Below are 18,216 nucleotides of genomic sequence, written 5' to 3'. Positions count from 1 at the left end.
GCTAACGTCAACCGGAGCGTTCTTTGGGTAGACGTGGACGGTTGCTAGCCAGCCTGAATTTGTTGGATGCCGTATGGGCAGTAGTACAAGGAACGGATCGGTTGGGACCACACCTGCTGGGGTTCTGGTTTCTTCCACCACGTAAAGACCTGTGTCGAGTAGTCCCATAGTCAATTTACCTTGCGCGTTGGTTATTCCAGTACGCGTCGGCTCCCTACCCTCAACACGGTCTAGAGCGTCATGCAGGCTCAGCTCTTCAGCTATTCGGCGTCCTTGATCCGTGGTGACGTCGAGGTTGGGAACTTTTGTCACAGCAAATTTGACGTCACTTACCGGTTTCATGGCGGCAAGATCGGCGTTTTGAAGGGGTAATCCGGTTGCTGGTTCCCCGGGGTGGTGTGGCTGTTCAAATTTTTGAATCACCAGGGTGACAGGGTCTTTCGGTATGGCCGATGTAGCGTTTGCCTGGTGACTTGGGTGTACTGTGAGAAAACCAGTCAGCAACAGACCCATGACGAGCACGGCCATTCCACGCGCGAATATGTCTTGCGCAGAGTGTAGGACACGCTTGATCATGGGTCTGTGCTTTCTATGGTTCTAAGAGAGTACTTGAGGATTAGGCGGTCACATCTGCGTTGGCACGACGACGGCGTGCCACCACGATGACTGCTGCCAGAATTGCCAGACCGAGGATCGTCAACATTGCCGTGCCCATCCCACCGGTCAGGGGGAGCTGGAAACCACCGGTAGCGGTTGGCACGTTTACGACGTCGTCACCAACCACCATTGCATCGGTTACTTCGAATTCCACGATGTCACCCGAGATCTGGTGACCAGCCGGTGCGGTTACTTCCACCAAATAATATGTTTGGTACTGTTCGCCACCTTCGATTTCCTGCCCGTCTGCAAAATTGGAGTACCGCAGACCGTCGATCGTGACCTGACCATTTTCATCGGAAGTCCACGTGCCGTCATTCGACCCGGATGGTTTCAGGTAGTTTTCCGCACCGTTCTGAGCATCTTCGAGGTTATCGTAGACACGGAATTCCGCGCCTTGGAGCCCGTCACCGGTTGCAGAGCTAACTTTGTCGAATTGGTATCCACCGTAAGCAATGTTTGCGCTGACTTCGACGGGATCATTTGCTTGACTACTGTGCGGAATAATTTGAGCCGTGTTCATGATCGCACCGGATGCTTGAACGGTTGTGGTGATATTGACACTGACACGCGCGTTTGCATCCGCATTCACGGCAGCTGCCAGTGCATCACGACCTTGTTCGCTGAATTCGATGACGACTTCTGTTTGTCCATCGGCACTGTCAACGACTACGGTGTAGTGTTCCCCGGCCTGCATATTTTCAGGAGCGCTGACAGTGATGCTGTCTTCAAGTACCAGCAGCTGTTCATCGGTGAAGGTGTCTTGGATGACGAATTGATCGGTTGCTTGGAAGTCCCCGGGTGTCGTAGCAAGACGAGGAATGGGCGAGCTAATCGTCCATGTAGCGTCCTGGCCAACGGTCAGCGCATCCGCGTTGCTCACTGTCTTGGTTGCAGCATTAGGGTTATTTGGATCGTTGGGGTCTTCTGGGTTATTAATGTGAGCGTTCTTTGGATAAACATAGATCGTGTCTAGCCACCCGCTGCCGGCTGGGTCCGTGAGCGGGACTGATACGAAGAAGTCATCGGCGGGGATTACCCCACTCGGCGTGCTTGCCTCAGTGACGACGTAGAGTCCACTGTTGACATCCGGCCAGTTGATTTGTCCATTCGAATCGGTGGTGCCGGCGATAGTGGCGTCTGTGGGCAGCTGTTCGTCAACATCTGTGGTGCTGTCTAAACCGGAAACGTACTGCTGTCCGGCGTTCGTGCGAATGTCGTTGGCGCCGCCTTGTTCCGTCCCTGGGACGAGTCGTGCTTCGAATTCCACGTCTGCAATGGGATATGCCCCTGCTGGGTGTTCTGCTTCGGCACCGGTGGCGTAGTCTTGCACCGCTTCCGGCTGTGAGAGTTTCGTGATGACCACGTCCGATGTCAACGGGGCCGATGATGAACCCTGATTTTGAGCTTGGGCGCCCGCTGCGCCCCCGAGGGTTAATGCAACGGCTGTTACCGTTGCTCCGAGACTTGCCCACAAGCCCCGCATTTTTCTACTGTTCATGGTTTCCTCTCTTAGAGTGTGAATGAGTTGCCGTTGGTTCATGAAAGTTGGGTTTTCCCGTCATATCGGCGTTTCAGCCCGATGCCAATGACCGCTATAACCACCAGAATGGTTCCGATGGTTGTGACAATCCCCAACCACTGACCGCCTGTGAGTGGTAAGGCCGGTGGCACGGTGTCTTGAACCAGCATCAGGTACCCGGTTGCATTCACGCAGGCTACCGGGCGTTGGGTAGCAGGATCTCCTGGGCCACAACGCGGTAGGTAAGTTCCATTGTCATCGCGAACATCTAGCTGTCGTTTGCCATAAAAAGCTGGCCCTTCAATGTGCTCACCATCGTGGGATGGCCACATGGTGAACGCAATAGGCTCCGCCAGTGTCTGCACGGCAGGAATCGATCGTTTCTGGGAGCCGTCAAGACTCATCTGATGGGTGGGTGCTTTCGTTTCAACCAACCAGAAATCGCGTGGCTCACCTTGTTCGTCCGGTCCCAACACCGGCTGGAGATTCATACCCCTATACCGTCCGGATTGTCCCCCGCTATCGTCTGGCTGCGGGTTGAAGACACCGCACTCGGGCAACGGGTATCGAGGGTCATCAACATTGTCTTGATCGTTATTCCATGCTCGGATTGCGTTGAGGGTTTCTGATTCATCGCCTGCGCCGGCATCCCAGTCATCAAGGCTTCTATCACCCGGGTGCTCGGTGAATGTTCCATCCCATTGCTGATCGGGACGATAGTCGACACGGCACAGGTACCGAGATGGATTTTCCGAAGGCTGGCCATTGACGTCATCGCGAATCTCGAATTCGTGCCCGACCAGGTTCCACAGTCCATTTGAGCTATCCCCGTAGATGTCCTGCTCATGTGAACCGTTGGGCACATCAATGCCGGTACCGACAGCATCTTTGCGAATAGTAAAATGTCCGGAATTCACCTCGTGCTGAGTCCGGCACGCCTCGGCCACATGCTGATCCGCGGGTTGCGCGTCGTCCGGCGCGGTGGACACATCGGGGGCAGTCTCGGGCAGCCCACACTGCACGGGTTCGGTGCTGCCCGAAGCAAAACCGTAATTGACATACTTGGAACCGGTGGCAGGTCGCTGCCCACCCCAGGCCTCTAATCCGGGGATATCGGAGTTAGTTTGTTGCCCAGCTTCCACGGCGAACCACATTTGCGTCGTGACGGCGTTGGTTGGCACATTGTCGATGATTTGGCTTTCCAATATCCAACGACCATTCCGTTGTATCGGTTCGCCAACCGCATCAGCACCGTATGCGGGTTGTGGCGCAGCGGCGTCACCGTTGATCTCACCGTTCGCATTCAGTGTGTTGCCCTTCGCGTCGATGAAATAGATCCCTCGGGGTTTGGCACCTCCTGGTACAGGAGCTGCTGGATCCCACCCCGCAGATTTGAACACGTGTGTTAAATCGTCGTGGAATTGAAGGTTCGAAATCTCAGTTTCATCGTTGAGTTTTTGAGCACTGAGCACATAGTGTGTGTTCCCACCGTAGTTCAAGCGCGCACCATCAACTGGGAAGGATTCCTTGTGTACCGTCCAGGCAGAAATTGCGTCTTCGGTGGTGGCACATTTCGAGGTTTCTCCGATGCCTGGATCTGGGCATGCCTCCGGTTCAGTGATTTCATCCCCGTTACTATCAAGGCGAGACGTGAGAAAGTTTTTCAGGACGTAACCGGTAAGGGGGCCATCGGCACGCTCGCGCTGTTCAAAATCCTCTTCCTGTGACTTCACCGTGACCGAATATGTGACTCGCTGCGTTTGTCCTGCCCCAACGGTTCCGGTGATATGGAGGCGCGGAGTATCGGCATCACCGATAAATTCAACACCCAGGTTCTCACTCGTGATGCTGTCGAAATCCAGGTGCGCGTCGTCGAGGACATCTCGCAGATGATCAATATGGTCAGCTGCGATCGGTGCTGTCCCTTCACTGTTGTCGAAAGTCAGCGTGTATTCAACATCTTGTCCGGACTCAGCTAGGTGCTGGGCATCCACGTCAGAACTTTTGCTGATATCCAGGTGAGGTTGCAGTGCCTCATTTGAATATGTACACGAGATGTCTCGCTGCGCAGCGGTGTGACCGTTGGTGGGTGACATCAGCAGCGTTACTTCTTCAATAGCACCGTCGTCGGATTTTTTAATATCAAGTTCGGTATCGGAAATCTTATCGCCGTTACCATCTCGGCATGTCAGATCTGTCCACCGGTAACCGTGCGGCCAATTCTCCGCAGATTGTTCGTCACTCCAGTCTTCGCTCAATCGGTAGCGCCCAACCGTTACAGGAAAACGCTGAGCATCTTCCGGGTTTGCGCCGTCAGTTTCTACGACGGAAACGGCGTTATGTTCAGAAGATTCTGCAGTGCCTTCGGCTCTCAGACTGAAGTCTGGCGGCCCATTTGTGGCATCGGTGTCACCGTTGTCTACGTCTTTGGCCAACGTTAGATATGAGGGTTTGTAGGTGACAGTGCAGTCAATGAATTCACCGGGCATGAGCCAAGCGAAATCTCCTGGATTCTTTGCAGGAGGTGGTTTCGTGCTGTCATCACCAGATTGGGGCCACAGAATTTGTTCTGTACCTTCGACGTCCGTTTTTGTGCACGTCCAGGAGGGCGAATATGATTCCGCATGATCACCGGTGACAGAAGTATCAAACTTCACCGGGTTACCTGATCCGCTCACCGTGTTTGTTCTTGGCCCCGTAGAGTTCTGGTTACTCGTACCGGTCGTCGTGGTGGTTGTATCATCGAGTATTTCCATCGACGCTGCAAAATCTTCTACCGTCCGCGGCTGGCCGTTGGAGTCAAGCACGCGCGCTTCTACATCAACATTGACTTGCGCTCGTGCAGTGATGATCCCAAATGCGATTCCTTGTCGCCCATCCCCTGTCATTGTTGTTGTGATCGTAAATTCGCCATCACCCGGTGCAGTATGCAACATGGGCGTACCTGTTCGATCGGTTGTGGGGCCACCTACACAACTTGCTGTCGTGCTCTTCGAGTTCAATGCAGGGCTGTAATTGGTACAAGCGTTACCCATGACTTGTGCCTTCCCGGTCCCTCCAGGAATATTGGGCAACCATTCAAAAGGCGTTCCCGTCGTCGTCCAATTCAATGACTCATTTTGGTTCGTAGATTCGGCATCTGTCACGACGATTGAATAGTCTCGGACCAGGGTTTTTGTACCGTCATCGTTCTGTCGATGCAGTTGAATATCTTTCAGCGTAACTTCTGTAATTGCCTGTCCTGTGACCCAGAAGCTTTTGTCCCGCATTTGATAGATCGCAGGTGCGATTGATGAGGTCGCGGGCAGATCATAGAATCCGTTGCGTCCAAGAAATGCACCGCTATAGGTTGGGAATTTGATCGCTTCAACATAGCGAGAGCGACTTCCCCCAGCGCTCCCCGGCTTCCTGATGTCGAGTTTGGCGGTCAAAGTGTGTGCATCATCGAGTTGGACGTTGATCCCGACATCTTTTATATCGCCGTACCGCCCTTCACGATTCATAGCTTGGTTCGTTAGCCAATCGTTGCCACCGGTTGTATGCACCCGTGTGCCGCCTTGGCGGTCCAGAACGCTTTCGTAATTCCAGCCTCCTAGATCACGATAACGGGTAGTCAGTGGCATGGGACCAAGCTCGGCAGTCTGAACTTCAGAAAAGTCGATCCAGCAGAGCGTGTCGGAATAGGCCCCACGGGAGCCTGTGGCATATTCGCACCCTTGACGGGTCTGCAAAGGTGTAGCAATGGAATTCTGGCCATTAGATGGTTGGGTGTGCATCGACGGATTTGGCGTTGCCGATTGCTCGTGAACTGCCCGGTCTGCTTCCTCCATTGCGGTTGACCCGTCGCCAGGTGCAGTTGAGTTGTTTTCCTCTGGTGCAGAAACAGACTCTGTTGGCTCAGGTGCCATATCTGTTGGTGATGCTGACTCCGAAACGTGGTCTAAATACGTCCCGGTATCATTATTTGTTGGATCATCGTTCAGACCAGTCGTCGAGAAGTCTAAGGCAGAAGCATGTACTGAATTTGATGCCGATGCCGGCGGAATGGCTGATGCTGTTGTGATAGAAGATAAACCAAAGAACATCGCTACAGCCACTGCCGTTATGCGCGCAATGTTCTTTCTGAGCAACGCAGGTTCCCTTCAAATATCACAACACCGCGCTTCACTCTTGACGACACCAACGAAGATGAAAGCAAATGCGCAAACGCACCAATATTACAAAGATTTTCATAATTTAAGAAAAATATTTAAGCTTCAAGCATTTAAGCGATATCTCCCACAGGATCCATCAATAGCGCCCTCTGCACCGCCTGCAGGTCTAATGCCACCCACATCAAAGTTACCGGCGAGTCTCAAATAGTTTAGAAAAATTAATCACTCACCAGGGAAAGGCCACATATTTAATGAGCATAAGAATGCAAAGTTTGCCTGAAACATCAATTAGTAGATGTCCTTTTTGACCCATAGCGACTATTCCGACGAGCAATAACCGATCAGAATGAGCAAATCTTCAGTGTGATAGCAGCCAGGCTCATTTACTTTGATGTATGTGGCATTTGGGCGTATACGTTCATGACTCGTAAGTCCGCCAGACCACCCTATGGACCCAATAACAAACCTACGCCCGATCGCTCGCCAACATTAGAGTAGACCTCGCCGTTCGGCTTCACGCACGGCGGAGGAAGCAGAGGTGACACCGAGTTTGCGGTACGCACTCCGTAATTGTGATTTCACCGTATTGAGCGAGATATAAAGATTCTCTGCAATTTTGGCCCGAGAATGCCCTAAAGCGATCTCTTGAATAATAATCAATTCGCGCTCACTCAGTGCCAGTCCCGGATCGGGAAGCCCTGTGAGAAATGTCGAGGGGCCTGCATCTTCTTGCGGCCATTGCTGAATGTGTTGTTTAGCCAGCCGGCGGGTTTCGGGGCTAAATAGTTGAACTTCGAATCTCGCTAAACCTCGTGGGAACTTCGCAGCCTGTTCCAGAGCATTCAAACTGTCGCGGATGTTGTCACTGGCATAGTTGGCCGCAGCGACTACTGCCAATCGCCGAACTTCAAGAAGACGCAGACCAGCTGTTTGAGTTCGGAGCTGGCTTGCACGAGACAACGCTTCTTTTGGTCGACCACCGTAGAGATGTGATGCTGCTTCGACCAACTGGGTATATACAATATTTGGGTCAGCTTGGCCTATGAGCTCATGTGCCTCAGTCCCTCGCCCTGCGCCCATAGCAAGCAGCGCGCGTTTAAGGGGGATGACACTTCCGGAAAACCCATGCCCTGCAGTCTTGGGCAATGGCAACGATTCAAACATCTGGAGCCGATATTCCAGATCATCGTGATAACCAGCCGATTCCATCAAATGGAAGATCGCTACAATATAGAACGGCCACATTTCACCAACATCATGTAGCTGAATTCTGTCTATTGCCTCATGTGCTGAGGTTCCCCCGCGCAGCAAAATCTGTGTAAAGTCGCGGTGAACATCGATATGCGATTCCGCCCAGCTGGATGTTCGAGGGATGCCCTCTGCTCGGGCAAGTAATGTTTCGGCCTGATACGTGTCACCAAAGGAAGCCTGGAGTAGCGCTGCCTTTACAAGCGCATCACGGGTAAGGAATGCAAATGCCGGCACCTCAACGTGCAGTTGCGCTTCAGTGAATGCAGCCACTGCGCGGTGAAATTCGCCAGCTAACATAGCAGAAATGCCCAGCTGGACACTTGTACTCAGAGCCCAACCACCGTGTCGGTCAAAGACTGAAACAAGTCGACCTTGCTGCAGACGCATAGCCTCGGCTTGTTCCAGGGCATCTTTGTGAAGCCCCACGGACCGGAAAGCGCTCATTCGAATCACAGCCAATAAGTTCTGCTGCCGGGGATTATATTCTTCTGATCTAACAACGACGTCTTGGCTAAATAACAGGTCGGGATCAGGATTCGACATTGCCACGTGCATGATCGTGAGAAAATGTCCCGGTTCTGAAAGCTGCGACATCAGCAAGTCGACGATCGCATACAGCCTATCCGGGCGGAAACCAAACCACGCTGTAAGAGGATCATCTGACACAAGCTGGCCCACGGTTGTGTAGTCTTCGTTCGTCACGAGGTCTTCTACTTTTTCGACAAAAGACTCTAAGTACCCAGAAGACGCCGCATCAGTGTCCGAGAAACCTACATTCACGTTATCCGTCATGTATATGCATATTACCGGTGTTGTCATGACCTTCGTCTCGTTCTGTTGCAGCTTCGACATCCATGACCAGGTAGACACCAACCGAGCCGATCCTGCCCGTGAAGCCTACAGGCCATTGGGCGATCGAGCGCACAAATGCACCACTGAGAATCGCGCCGAGAACATAAGAGATCGAGACGCCGGACAGTCGGGTGCGCGAGGGGAACATTTCGGACTGCATGGCGGGTTGGGGGCCGTAGGTCAGACCAATGGCTAGTCTGTTAACCAAGACCGCTAAGAGGACGAATCAGATGTTGCCGGTGCCGATCGTCTTGGATTGGGCGGCGTTGTCACGCAGGTCCTGGAATACCGGAGTTTCAGCGACTTTGCGGCGAATGTAGTAGCCCACGAAGATCAGCACGAAGGCGACCGAGAACGGGATGCGGCAGCCGAGAAACGTGCAGAGACAGCTGAAACTGAGCTGAAGGATTACACGGAAGAAGTTGCTGTGGAAGCAGAAGATCGCAAGGAACAATGCTAGCAGGAGCGTCAACAACGCGTACGGGAGCAGCAAGATGTGATGCCGCCCGACACCACGCAGGCTCCCGCACCAGCATCAGAGCCCCGAATCAATCACTCAAACACCTACAACAAGAATCGTACGGTGGCACGTAAGGCAGGGGTCGCGCCTGTTCGCCGCGGCGACCCAGGCTGCGAGAAGCATCCCGAGCGTGACAGTGATGGGATTGGCTGCGAATAGTTAGCTCGACAACCTCAGCTAATCGTCCACGAACGGCCGCTACTGGTTAACTCGAAATCGTCGAGCAACCGGCAGCGGCCGTTTCTTTTCCCTTGGCACTGTATCGACAAGGGACCTCATATTACAAAGCTGACAGACAGTTCGAAAGGAAAAGCCTCGCGGACTTATCGAACGGTAGTCGCCTGTGATTCAGAGGTTGCATCCAGTGTGGTTTGTTCGTGTGCTGCTTCCTGTTCTGGAGTCAGTGGGTTGCCGCGTGGCTCCTTGATGGCCAGGACGGCTAGACCGGAGATAATGGCCATGGCGGCAATGTAGATTCCAACTGAGCCGATCCAAGAGGTTGCCCCGACGAGGTATTGTGCGATGGTTGGGGCGAATGCTCCGCCGAGGACTGCTCCGAGTGCATAGGAGATTGAGACGCCCGATAGTCGGGTGCGTGATGGGAACATTTCGGAGTACATTGCTGATTGTGGACCGTAGCTCAACCCGATCGGGATGGTGAATGGTAGTACCGCCAAAATGATGACCCCGAAATTCCCGGTGTCGATCATCAAGAACATTGGAATGGCCCATACGAGTTGGAACCCAAATCCAATCAAGTAGGTCGGACGACGACCGATCTTGTCGGAGAGGATCCCACCGTACAGTGTTGTGGCAATCCACAGGGCGGCAGCTACCGATACGAGGAGCAGCATGTTGGATTGTGAGACACCGTGGGTGGTGGTGACGTAGCCTAGGACGAATCCGCCGGTCACCATGTAACCAGCAGCGTTGTTGCCGGCGAAAGCCAGGGCGGCTTTCACGATGGTTTTCCAGTCCTCTTGGAACAGCTGACGCAGTGGGGTTTTGGCTTGGGCAGCGTTTTTGCGCAGTTCTTGGAAGACCGGGGTCTCGGATACTTTGCGACGGATGTAGTAGCCCACGAAGATCAGCACGAACGATACGAGAAATGGCACGCGCCACCCCCATGCCTGAAATTGTTCTGGCGTGAGCGCCAGGGAAAAGATCCCCAGGATGGCGGAGGCGAGCAGCATGCCCAGGGGGACGCCGATCTGTGGGTAGGCTCCGAAGAGTCCACGGCGTGGGGTGGGTGCGTGTTCTACTGCCATCAGGGCTGCACCGCCCCATTCGCCACCTGCGGAAACCCCTTGCAGGATGCGCAAGACGATCAGCATGACCGGGGCCCACACGCCAATGGTGGCGTATGTCGGTAGGAGCCCAATCAATGTGGTGGCCATGCCCATGAGCCCGAGCGTGAGCATTAATACCATGCGTCGGCCGTATTTATCCCCGATCCAACCGGCGATCACGGCGCCCAGTGGTCGGAATAAAAATGAAATACCGACCGAGGCGTAGGCCAACAGCTGGGCTAACTGCGGGTTTTCTTCGCCGACCGGGCCGAAGTATTGGCTGGCGAAGATGATAGCTGCTGCATTGGCATAGATAAAGAAGTCATACCATTCGACGGTGGTGCCTACCAAGGTGGCGCCCAGGACTCTCTTTTGGTCTCGGGAGAGGCGTCGTTTGGAAGGGTGAGTGTGAGTGCTCATAATGCATCCTCATTCATGGCTAGGGATAGGGGAAGTAAGTTTGTCTGGCACGTTCTGGTTCACCATGTGACGGGCAGATCGGTTAGACCACGGAATACCCAGCCGTCCCATACTGGTGGACGCTTACTATCAAGCTGCAGGTTCGGTAGTTGTTCATAAAGCCGAGGCAGCGCGTGGTCTGCGATGGCATTTTTTGCTACCCAGCGGCCTGCACACAGGTGGACGCCACTGCCAAAGCCTAGATGGCCTCCCGATGTGCGAGTAATGTCGAATGCATCCGCGTTGTCGAACGCCACTGGGTCACGATTTGCGCTGGCAAGAAGCAAACCTACATTGGTGCCTTTTTCGAGTCGTACACCAAAGAATTCTGTATCTTGGACGACTTCTCGTGGCACCATGCCGATGGGTGATTGCCATCGGGCGGTTTCTTCAAAAGCAGGCCCCCACTGGGCGGTCCCGTTCAGGAGCAACTCGCGTTGTTCGGGGTGTTTGGATAGTGCCCAGACCATGTTGGAGATCATGTGTTGTGGTTCGTTCATTCCGCCCGAGATTGACAGCTTCACATTGGCACGAACGACCTCTTCAGGCAGACCGACTTCCAAGAGATGCGAGGTGATGGATCCGTTGGGATTGGAACGCAAGGACGGTAGGAGTTCATCAAGGATTAGATCGACTTCTTGGCGGCTGGTATCGCATCGATGCCAGATATCTTCGTCATCCAGCAGGTTGCCGGTTCCTGCAATAAAATCGATGGACCATCGTGCCATATCGGTGACATCTACGGTGTCGGGGAACCCGAGCAAATCGATGAGGTTCTGGCTGGCGATCGGGGCGGCGAAATCTTTGTTGATATCGGCATGTTCGGGGCCAATATCGATCAGACGTTGGAGCCAGTACTCCACAGTTTCTTGAAACTTTGGTGACCAAATGTTTTTGATGGCTTTTGGGCGCAGCGTCGGGTTGATTGCTTTACGTTCCTGGGCATGCTCGGGATCGTCTTTACGTAACATGGGCCGACCACCGATCGCGCGCATCATTGTGAGGTTCGTTTCTGAATACGAACTAAAAATCTCAGGATGGTGTTCTGCTTCGCTGACCGCCTCATGGTTGGTTATGAAGACTCGTGCGACGGTTGGCGCGTAGACTACCGGGCCGAGGGCTCGCAACTGTGCGTATTGCGGGTATGGGTCCCGCATTGCTTCTGCTGGGTCAAACCAGTCTGCTATCGGAATATTGAGGTTCGTGGTTGCGGTGCTCATGAACTCGTGTCTCTCCTCGTGTTAGCGCAGCTACCCATGCAATGTGACGTAGATCATTGCAAGTATTGGAGATCATTCTGTCGAGTTCACTTACTTCGATTCAAGCGGTTATTTCCGCGAAACTTTCACGGTTTTTTCGTAGAACGACTGGCCTGCACGGCGTGGCCGATCTGCACTTCAAGTTCTTGAGCACATTCCACGACTGCTTCAACTCGAGGTGGCAGACTTGCAGGGAGCCAGGCGAGGCGTACTTCAACGGTGCGCGGGCGCGGCTTGATAGGCAGGTAGACAACTCGCCGACCGTCCCAAGTATCGCGCGAGACCGCTCTACGCATCAGCAATGAATACCCAAGACCACGGCCGACAAGCGCCCTGCACAACTCATAGTCCACCGTCCGGTGCTTGATTCGCGGCTTCACACCTCGAGTCGACATCAGCTCAAGCGTATGAGTTCGACTGGACAAAATGTCGAGCAATACCATCGGCTCATCGGCAACCTCTTCTAACTCGACTTCGTCACAATCAGCCAATGGATGATCGTAAGCAACAACTAACATGGCTTCTGTTTCTGCGAGTTTGATCGATGCCAGTTCCGGTTCGATGTCAATATCAAAAGCCAACAGGAGATCAAGTTCAGCCTTTGCCAACATTTCCGCCAAAGCATCATAGCCGCCGGTCCGATACTCGAGTTGCACTCCTGGATATCGGTTTTGAACTTCGACGATGAGTCCAGGCAGCATCATGCTGGCAAGCGTACTGACACAACCGATGCGCACAGGCCCGACGATCGAGCTGACATCCTTACCTACCGCTGCAGTAAGTTCAGCACCGTCCGCCAGAATTTTTCGAGCAATGGGCAGAATGGTCAGCCCATCCGAGGTGAGCGAAGCGCCACGAGAGCGTTGGCGATACAACAGCTTGGCACCCAGGGATCGTTCCATGGCTGACAACGCGTCAGCAACCGACGAATCTGATGCCCGAAGCGCTGCGGCTGCCCCGGAGATTGAGCCTTGTTCTGCGACCGCGAGAAAACACTCGAGCTGTCGCAGCGTGAATCGCATTGACGGAGCTGACTGCAGGAGCTGCTGAGCATTTACGTCGGAGACATCCATAGTTTCCTTCCACGATTTAGCCGGGGAAGCAAGACGAATCTTCCCGCTTCCACCATTGTATGTTGTTCGTCATAATCGATGACAACCACCAACAATGAGCCCATCGACACGAGGAGCACATCATGTCAAAGATTTTCTACATTCATCCCGACGCAACAGAACAGGTCATTGAGGCCCAAGAGAACCAGAGCATCATGCGCGCTGCCATCCTCAACGGCGTGGATGGGATCGTAGGCGAATGCGGCGGTCAGGCCATGTGCGCTACCTGTCATATCTACGTCGAACACGTCGACGGACAATTACCAGAAATTAGCGAAGACGAAGCTGAAATGCTGGAATGCACCGCAGACGAACAACTTCCCAACAGTCGACTCGGCTGCCAGATTTCAGCTGGTGCGCACTTCAAACAAATTCGCGTACGACTCCCAGAAAGCCAGATCTAACATGAATAACAACGTCATTATTATTGGAGCAGGCCAAGCCGGGCTCACCGCCGCCATGTCACTGCGAGACCAAGGCTGGACCGGTCCGATCCATCTAATCGGTGCAGAAGACCAACTCCCCTACCAACGCCCGCCACTGTCCAAGGGCTATTTGGCAGGCACCGAGACCGCCGAAGAACTGACTCTGACCTCAGTACAGGCACTGACAGAACACCAGATCACCCCACATTTTCAGACCGAGGTGGTCAACCTAGATCGTGCGACCAAACACGTGCACCTATCAGACGGTTCCACACTGGGATATGAATGGCTGATCTTCGCCACCGGTTCTAAGCCTCGCCAGCTGGACATTCCAGGCAACGACCTAGACGGCATCCACGCAGTGCGCACCCCCAAAGACGCCGATGCTTTACGAGCAAGCTTCACCCAAGGCGGCCCGACCGTCTTTATCGGGGGCGGATTTTTGAATCTTGAAGTCGCGATCGAAGCTGTGCACCACGGTTCGGTAACCGTCTTAGAAGCTGCGCCCCAAATCCTAGGACGAGTGCTCAGCCGCCCTGCAGCTAACGCATTAGCTGACTACCACGCCTCGCTTGACATAGACATTCGCTGTGGAGTCACCATTGAGCGAATCCTAGGTAAGAATGGCCATGTCACCAGCGTTGCACTCAGCGACGGATCGACCATAGCCGCAAACCGGATTGTCGTATCGGTCGGGGCCATAGCTCGTGACGAACTAGCAGCCCACAGTGGTCTGGAAACCGCTGGTGGCATCATCGTTGATCAGCAGCTGCGCACCAGCGATCCTGCAGTCTTTGCCATCGGCGACTGCTCGGTGTTCCCCAGCGTGTATGCGGGCGCACAGATGCGAGTTGAATCAGTACAGAACGCCACGGACCACGGCCGGTATGTCGCTACAGTGATCACCGGCTCAGCAAGGCATCATTATCAAGCGGTCCCATGGTTCTGGAGCACCCAAGGCCAACGACGACTACAAATTGCCGGACTCGCAGGACCTGATGACGAAGCCAGAATCATCGAACAAGACGAAAGCAAAGGAAAGCTCGTGGTCGAACGACTCAGGGACGGCGAAGTCGTTGCCGTTGAGACGATCAACGCCCCCGGCCCACACATGAAAGCACGGCGAGCGCTCGCAACATTAGCCGCTGTTCCGCTGCAACTCACTTCCTAAGCGCAGCTAGGACGATCATTCAAGACGCGGCTGTGGGCGATCCATCAGATATTTCCGGTGAACCACCCACACTACACTCTTGATATCGGTACTTTGTCTTAGTTCGCTGACACCCTACAACGCTGGCTTCACCAGGCAACCAGACGTGCGCAAAACCCTGCCATATTCTGATGAGTGTCATTTGTGCATGCAATAACGGGGTTCTATTTTCAAGGCCCACAGGGTCATATATAAGACTCACGCTTATCGTTTATCTACCCAAAAAGTGATAGGGCTTCGCCCATAAGTCTGCGTGAATTACCCTCAAAATAATCAGCATGCGTCTGCTGAATGGTCGCCAAGGCATCTGAACCTAGGAGAACTACATCGATAGCGTCATGATCCGAATATTTCCGTTCTAGGCGCGAGTATTCTTCTGTAGCCAGTTCGAGATTATTGCCACAGTCCAACTGGCTGACAGCGACATGGTTTTCATGGTCGAAGATCAAAAATGAAGTTCCTAATTTCATCCATGAGTGCATCTTATTCATGGTAACGATCGTGGCCTATGCTGGAGTCACACCTCATACTCACGACCCGAACAGCGAGATGACATGGGCCGCACCACACAACGTCAACTGTGCGGTGTCATCAGTTCGACCCTAATCCTGGCCGCGCTCATCGTCCTGGGATCCGTGGCACTTCAATCCCAAGGTCTCTCGTCGCCCTGGGAAATTGATCCCACTCACCATCTCGCCGTCCACAGCCTGAACAGTCTCTACCGGTGGCTCGCAGGTTCGGCGCTCGTTGTCGGGCTCCTCGGCATATTCGCACTTATCGCAGGCCGGCCGCCCCAATGGTCACGGTTCACAGGTCGCTCACACGGTCGGGCCCGCCTGTTGTGGGTGGGCGCTTTAGCCATCGGCATCGTCATCACCATGTGGCTCCCCTGGTGGGCCTTCATAAAGTGGTCCGCCTTCATAACAGGGCCAAGCATGACGCTACTCTTCTTCGCATCGGCCGCCGCGGTGCAGCTCACGCTGTGGTGGTGGATCCGCAGACAAACCGGCCAAGACCAAGAAGCCTGGGGCTCGGCACTAGCAATCCAGCTCATTGCATTTGCCGTTACCTTAAGCGTCGTCATGATCACGTTCCTGTTCATCGTCGATACCCCCGCAGCCGATAACGGATTCGTCTTGCTGATGCTGCCAGTAACGCACCCGATCGCACTATTCCTGGGCACTGTGACAATAACAAGAACCCTGGACTTAGAACCGACTGCACATAACGACGACGCCCACAACAGACCCGCATCAAAGCTCCAGCGCACTGCCACCATCACATCAATCGTCCTGATCGCCTTAACCGCAATCTGGGCAGCATGGCCACGATATCTGCCCGGTGACATCAAGCAATCTGGTTCAGAGCACCATCCAGCACCCGGTTCTGAAACACCTTCGAACGCTCCTGCCCAGAGTCCCAGTACTCCGCCTGCGACATCTGAACCAACCCTTGACCCAACCCAAGCCGCACCGGCGTGCGATGCGTCGGCCTTGGATGTCACCATAGGCGGTTGGGATGCAGCCACCGGAGCTCGCGCCGCAGGGATCATAGTGACCAACGACGACGCAGGCGCCTGCCAACTCCAAGGAATGCCAGAGTTGCGGATCATGCAGGCTGGTCAAGATCTCGAAGTAAACGTGCGCGAGTACGAACTCTTCGAAGATGGACAGGAAACCTATGAGACCATCACCATCGGTCCAGGCCAATCCGCCCAGGCAATCGTATACTGGCGCGGGGAACGCGGCGCGCATCACGACGACTCTGCCCAGCAAGTCGAGGTCATGGTTAATGGGTCGTGGCTTGACGCTGCGTTCGAATTTCATGAGCACATGCAGCCAATGGAATCACCGTTCGATGTGGTTGACGGCAGCGAACTCGAAATCGGCCAGTGGAGTCTGCTATAAATCAAGGCCCGACAAATACAGGTCGAAGCTCGTACTCCTCGATAATTTCACACCGCTCGTCTCCAGGAACCACCCACGTGAAAAGTTCACTAAATTGTAGCGAGGCTCGGACAGTTTGCCGACATATAGACTCTAGCTACGCTGTAGCGACCCGAGCAGAAGGGTTCTGGGAAACTCTCGCTTCTAACCAGCGGTGTACAGCATGGACATTGTAAAGAGGACCTTGACTCGTTTTGATAACAGGGTGCGGGAAACTTTCTTTCTCAGCCAGCTGCCGAGCACGCTGCCGAGATACACCCGCGATTCTTGCGACTTCAGCGAACCCAACCACTTGCGGATAGACAGGTTCGTTGAGCTCAGCATGAAACTCGTCCTGATTCTGGGCACCTACCGAAGTAAGGGTAGCTTCAACCTCCGCCGCTTCAAGCACCTCAATTACCGCAGTGTGCGCGAGATCGAGCGCTGTGCTCCATTCTTTCGCATCAATAGTGAGCGCTACTGATCCAGATTTCCTGTCACGCGCCATGCTCATGACGGCAGCATAATCTTCGAGCCGCTGGCTCATGTCAAAGGCGAGGTCTTCCGAAAACGGACAACTAGTCCTAAAGCCAACGCTGATGTACCAAATTTCCATGATCTACGCTTCTTTCGTGTACCAGGTTATGTAGGTAAAGCCTGCCTTCAAACGCTGCACCGCACAAAAACTACTCGAGTCGCTTCATTGCCTGACAACGAAGCCTGATCGTTTGAGTTGGGCCAGCATGTTTTCCCATGAACGTGCGCCTCAAGCTGTGCCGTGGATTGCAACTATTGGTTTTGATTCATCCGGTGGAATTGCCATCCACCCTTTTCGAGATTCTTTGACCAACCATCCCCGATCTAAACGTTCTCGGAAGAGTGCTTTGAGTTGCTTATCCATTGGCGTTCGCCCCGATACCAGGCTTGCCTCTTGTCGCTGACAAGTATATGCAGCTACAACCCTTGTCAACGACAAGGGAAGGCCTTATTCCCTGACTGCACTTCGAGTTATTGACGCCATTGGCCTTAATACTCATCGATACCTTGCCTCCCGTTTATAGTCACAGTACCAATGTCTGCACCTCGAGATCGCGCACCTTGAGTTTGTGGATAACTTTTGATCCACAAGCTTCTTGTCCACTGAGCACTGGCTGGGCTATGCTCGCCGGCGCAACAGTGGTATTCATGTTAAGTCTTGGGATGGCGTTCTGGTTTGGACTAACGTTCTGAAAGGCGTCAGCCCGGACGAAATCAAGGTCATGGATCCGCCAATACCAACCCTGTCCGCACATCTGCATATGATTTAGTCTCGGAATAAACCAATGAAACCCCTTGCGAAACCGAAAATGCACTCAATAAAATAACTGCCACTGGCAAAGACCGCCTGGCCAGCCACCCCTCTCGGAGACTCGACCAACGGCCTGCACGGACTAGAAATACTCCCGTGTGAACCGGGGCGATCTATAGCCATTTGGTCCCGGGCGAGTGTTTCGAGACGACGGCGGCATCACAGGCTGTTGGCTACGCACTTCAATCGGTGATCGGCTCACCACCACACATCTACCCTGTCTAAAAGAGAAG

16 protein-coding genes are annotated in these 18,216 nt (G+C 53.8%); 5 read left to right on the top strand and 11 right to left on the bottom strand.

Features of this window, described 5'->3' with window-relative positions; genetic code table 11:
• From K8V32_RS03325 to K8V32_RS03315, 3 genes are all read right to left on the bottom strand, one after another.
• The coding region (locus K8V32_RS03325; protein ID WP_303902851.1) for a SpaH/EbpB family LPXTG-anchored major pilin at window positions 1–576 on the bottom strand (576 nt) is incomplete at its 3' end.
• Between the two features lie 40 nt (window positions 577–616).
• Entirely contained in the window at window positions 617–2,158 is a 1,542-nt protein-coding gene (locus K8V32_RS03320) for a SpaH/EbpB family LPXTG-anchored major pilin (protein ID WP_303902848.1), read from the bottom strand.
• 38 nt (window positions 2,159–2,196) lie between these two features.
• Window positions 2,197–5,802: a CshA/CshB family fibrillar adhesin-related protein gene (locus K8V32_RS03315; protein WP_303902845.1), complete on the bottom strand. Its 3,606-nt coding sequence runs from the start codon at window positions 5,800–5,802 to the stop codon at window positions 2,197–2,199.
• Window positions 5,803–6,040: 238 nt separating this feature from the next.
• Here K8V32_RS03315 and K8V32_RS03310 point away from each other — a divergent pair, with 238 nt between their 5' ends.
• Window positions 6,041–6,541 carry a hypothetical protein gene (locus K8V32_RS03310; protein ID WP_303902841.1) on the top strand — a complete coding sequence of 167 codons (501 nt, stop codon included), beginning with the start codon at window positions 6,041–6,043 and terminating at the stop codon, window positions 6,539–6,541.
• A gap of 281 nt (window positions 6,542–6,822) precedes the next feature.
• Here K8V32_RS03310 and K8V32_RS03305 read toward each other — a convergent pair whose 3' ends face one another.
• The 3 genes from K8V32_RS03305 to K8V32_RS03295 are packed head-to-tail and all read right to left on the bottom strand — an operon-like array spanning window position 6,823 to window position 8,929.
• Window positions 6,823–8,376 carry a helix-turn-helix transcriptional regulator gene (locus tag K8V32_RS03305; RefSeq protein WP_303902838.1) on the bottom strand — a complete coding sequence of 518 codons (1,554 nt, stop codon included), beginning with the start codon at window positions 8,374–8,376 and terminating at the stop codon, window positions 6,823–6,825.
• Complete coding sequence (locus K8V32_RS03300) at window positions 8,366–8,644, bottom strand: hypothetical protein (protein WP_303902835.1); 279 nt, start codon at window positions 8,642–8,644, stop codon at window positions 8,366–8,368. The genes K8V32_RS03305 and K8V32_RS03300 overlap by 11 nt, the downstream gene beginning before the upstream one ends.
• 18 nt (window positions 8,645–8,662) lie before the next feature.
• Window positions 8,663–8,929: a hypothetical protein gene (locus K8V32_RS03295; protein ID WP_303902832.1), complete on the bottom strand. Its 267-nt coding sequence runs from the start codon at window positions 8,927–8,929 to the stop codon at window positions 8,663–8,665.
• A gap of 6 nt (window positions 8,930–8,935) precedes the next feature.
• Between K8V32_RS03295 and K8V32_RS03290 the strand changes: the two genes are divergently transcribed.
• On the top strand, window positions 8,936–9,115 hold the full coding sequence (locus K8V32_RS03290; protein WP_303902855.1) for an excalibur calcium-binding domain-containing protein: 180 nt from the start codon (window positions 8,936–8,938) through the stop codon (window positions 9,113–9,115).
• A gap of 164 nt (window positions 9,116–9,279) precedes the next feature.
• Here the strand turns inward: K8V32_RS03290 and K8V32_RS03285 are convergent, their stop codons facing one another.
• The 3 genes from K8V32_RS03285 to K8V32_RS03275 form a co-directional block, all read right to left on the bottom strand.
• On the bottom strand, window positions 9,280–10,665 hold the full coding sequence (locus tag K8V32_RS03285) for an MFS transporter (protein ID WP_303902829.1): 1,386 nt from the start codon (window positions 10,663–10,665) through the stop codon (window positions 9,280–9,282).
• Window positions 10,666–10,724: 59 nt separating this feature from the next.
• Window positions 10,725–11,924, bottom strand: coding sequence for a cytochrome P450 (locus K8V32_RS03280; RefSeq protein ID WP_303902826.1), 1,200 nt, complete (start codon window positions 11,922–11,924; stop codon window positions 10,725–10,727).
• 125 nt (window positions 11,925–12,049) lie between these two features.
• On the bottom strand, window positions 12,050–13,036 hold the full coding sequence (locus K8V32_RS03275; protein ID WP_303902823.1) for a LysR family transcriptional regulator: 987 nt from the start codon (window positions 13,034–13,036) through the stop codon (window positions 12,050–12,052).
• Between the two features lie 122 nt (window positions 13,037–13,158).
• Between K8V32_RS03275 and K8V32_RS03270 the strand changes: the two genes are divergently transcribed.
• Together K8V32_RS03270 and K8V32_RS03265 are read left to right on the top strand one after the other, a co-directional pair.
• A complete protein-coding gene (locus K8V32_RS03270; protein ID WP_303902820.1) occupies window positions 13,159–13,479 on the top strand; it encodes a 2Fe-2S iron-sulfur cluster-binding protein in 321 nt (106 codons plus the stop codon).
• A gap of 1 nt (window position 13,480) precedes the next feature.
• On the top strand, window positions 13,481–14,671 hold the full coding sequence (locus K8V32_RS03265) for an NAD(P)/FAD-dependent oxidoreductase (RefSeq protein ID WP_303902817.1): 1,191 nt from the start codon (window positions 13,481–13,483) through the stop codon (window positions 14,669–14,671).
• Between the two features lie 254 nt (window positions 14,672–14,925).
• On the opposite strand, the gene K8V32_RS03260 is transcribed toward K8V32_RS03265, so the two are convergent.
• On the bottom strand, window positions 14,926–15,201 hold the full coding sequence (locus tag K8V32_RS03260) for a hypothetical protein (RefSeq protein ID WP_303902814.1): 276 nt from the start codon (window positions 15,199–15,201) through the stop codon (window positions 14,926–14,928).
• 63 nt (window positions 15,202–15,264) lie between these two features.
• Between K8V32_RS03260 and K8V32_RS03255 the strand changes: the two genes are divergently transcribed.
• A complete protein-coding gene (locus K8V32_RS03255; protein ID WP_303902811.1) occupies window positions 15,265–16,617 on the top strand; it encodes a DUF4232 domain-containing protein in 1,353 nt (450 codons plus the stop codon).
• Between the two features lie 136 nt (window positions 16,618–16,753).
• On the opposite strand, the gene K8V32_RS03250 is transcribed toward K8V32_RS03255, so the two are convergent.
• Complete coding sequence (locus K8V32_RS03250) at window positions 16,754–17,251, bottom strand: helix-turn-helix transcriptional regulator (RefSeq protein WP_303902808.1); 498 nt, start codon at window positions 17,249–17,251, stop codon at window positions 16,754–16,756.
• Window positions 17,252–18,216: the final 965 nt, after the last annotated feature.

This window comes from Enteractinococcus helveticum, from assembly GCF_020742345.1.
Classification (GTDB): domain Bacteria; phylum Actinomycetota; class Actinomycetes; order Actinomycetales; family Micrococcaceae; genus Yaniella; species Yaniella helvetica_A.
This window is presented reverse-complemented; position numbering and strand designations above follow the sequence as displayed.